1 protein-coding gene is annotated in these 2,181 nt (G+C 39.3%); it reads right to left on the reverse strand.

Translation table 11 applies throughout. The features are described 5' to 3' along the window. Positions 1–104 precede the first annotated feature (104 nt). Positions 105–1,898 (reverse strand): DUF4209 domain-containing protein, encoded by a 1,794-nt coding sequence (locus AB4238_RS14355; protein ID WP_372034027.1) that lies wholly within the window; start codon positions 1,896–1,898, stop codon positions 105–107. Between the last annotated feature and the right edge of the window lie 283 nt (positions 1,899–2,181).

Raw genomic sequence — 2,181 nt, forward strand, 5'->3', positions numbered from 1 at the left:
CCACCTAAAAAGCGTAAACTCTTACGTCGATATTAACTATATAAAGGTATCACTCGGGCTTGTTCAACACTTGGGATAAGGACGCGGCTGCGCGCGGCCTATCCTTATACGTTAGCTGCATTTTCTGGTTTGTAGCTTTGTTTCCAGTGGCCACCTAAAGGCAACATAACAATATGTAAAATTAACCACCAAAGAAAAACCGGTGCTACACCATAAAAGTGACCTGCCGGCATATAGCCATGAGACATTTGGTTTCTCAAGTCTCCATATATCTTATCTATTAAAATTGCTTGAAGATTTCCGACAATATCTTGACCTAAAACTTCAATAATAACAGGATGATCTAATAAATATTTCAAGCCACTTCTTTCTTGAGAGCCATCACCGTGCAATGTTGTTGGTTCCTCTCCTTGACTTCGTGCCACGTACCTAAGTGAATTTTCAATCTGTGGAATAAGAATATGACACGCACTTAGGAAATCTCCTTCAAGGCCGAACGTAATCCCTTTAATATAAAAATATTCGTGCCCATATGGGATGAACGGATTATTTTTCAAAATCGATTCTAGAGCATATTCAGAAACATGGTGCTGAATCATTAGCTCATTTAGGGCTGGCCGTATCTGCCCTTGGACAGCTAATTGATGATCAATTCCAATATTTTTCATCATCGTAGCCCAAGTAACAGGGCCATCTTGACTCTCATTTAGTCCCATACCAGCGGGAACTGTTGCGACTGTGATACCTTCGTGATCTATATGCGTTCCACCAAACATCCATGCAATACTACTTTGCATCTGTTCGATTGCTTGCTCTTTCAGCTTGTTGATATCTGTAGGTCTTGACACCAAAACACCAAGCCTAAATAGCATATCGAAGAAATCTTTACCTTGGACTTGCATCTTTGCTTGATGAACAATTTCACTAATGTCTTGTGCTGGCGTCGAAAACTCATGAAGTTGATGTAGAGATTCAATTTGGTGATCCCTCATTGTCTCATATAGTTCAAGTCTTTCTTGCCTAGTATTAGGAACTTTAGACAATGCATCTATTGCTTTAAGTATGCATCCAGCAGCGATCAGTCCACCATCTTGAAACTCTGAATCTTTGACGTGGCAAGCTGCTATTTCTCTCCAGATATCTTGCTGTTTACTTTTATTTCGAGTTGAGTTAGCAGAGTTTAGTGCGCACTCCCACCCATTTATAGCTGTTCGAGTATCACCTAATTCAAAACGAGTTTGAGCGATTTCCTCTGCCGTATTAAGAATCCAGTCATCATCTCCAACGCCACATTCATGGGATAACTTTAATAAACGTAATGCATAAAAAGGTGAATCATCTAATTTTTTACTATGTATCTCAGATTTAATGAATCCCGCTAGTTTTTCGAATAAATCAGGTCGCTGTGTGTCTCTCCTGAACATACAGCTTAACCTTAAGGCACGCTCGATTCGCTCTGCTGGATATACCCATGATTCACCTACAGCTAATAGTTGTTTTGCTGATTCAAGATATGCCTCTATTGCTATATATGCATGATCAACACTTCCAACTTTAGTAACCCAAGAAATATCTGCTAACCGTGCTTGTAACTCAGGTATTGTCACGGAGTGACAAAATTGAGAAAGTGCATTTAAAGACTCTTTAGAAAAATCATTGGCAATAAGACCCCTGCGGTCTTGCATTATAAACTTAGGTGAAAATGGCGCTTTCGGATTTTCAGGTTTTAGGTGCATCGAACAAGTGGCAGATAGCAACTTTGCTGCATTAGAGCCTTTAATGCTCCCAAAAGCTGACTCTAATTCATAATACACAGGGCTTTTACATGAACTGAGTATTTGATCTTGATCTAGTGATTGCAACTCCTCCAGAGTTACCTCAACTTCTTGAATAGACACATAACCTCCGTGTGTAGATTGCAGCTAACAGTATATTAGGCTGAATTCCGAATAAGAACAGTCAGCCTAGTTAATCCAACGCTAATAAGGTAACTTTAAATGTCCTTTTAATCAATGCCTTAATAGGCATGTTGCTATGAGTTCACTGACTCTGCTGATAGTGAAAGTCAGAATTTGCATATTTGTGATGTAGGGTTACGTAGACACTGATTAAAAGTCTTTGTAAACAACCGCTTAGCTATTGATGGCTCTCAATCTCCTTCTTTCTTACACCCAAATAATG

Source organism: Shewanella sp. 10N.286.45.A1 (assembly GCF_041470405.1).
GTDB lineage: Bacteria > Pseudomonadota > Gammaproteobacteria > Enterobacterales > Shewanellaceae > Shewanella.